Consider the following 275-nt stretch of genomic DNA (forward strand, 5'->3'; position numbering starts at 1 on the left):
GTTCGCATCCAGGTCGGCCTGAATGTCCTCGAGCAAATCTTCAACGTGTGATGGGACCGCGTCCCGTCGTGCCATGAAGGCCAGAGCACCGCCGCAGCCTTCCGGTGGCGCCCGTCGCTTGCCGCCAATGCAGCACGGATAGATGCGTTTTTCGTCCTGCGCCAGGCGCGCTTCAACGCGCACTTCGTGTTGCCAGCCGTCGCTGAAGTCGTACTCGTAGCGGAAGCGTTCGTTGATACGGAATTTGAAATCGCACAGTCGAACCTGGTCCGGAT

1 protein-coding gene is annotated in these 275 nt (G+C 60.4%); it reads right to left on the reverse strand.

All coding sequences use genetic code 11. From position 1 onward, the window contains the following. The coding region (locus tag SB753_RS37025) for a plasmid pRiA4b ORF-3 family protein (protein WP_410805112.1) at positions 1-275 on the reverse strand (275 nt) is incomplete at both ends.

Origin of the sequence: Paraburkholderia sp. SIMBA_053 (genome assembly GCF_046534895.1) — a bacterium.
Taxonomy (GTDB): Bacteria; Pseudomonadota; Gammaproteobacteria; order Burkholderiales; family Burkholderiaceae; genus Paraburkholderia; species Paraburkholderia caledonica.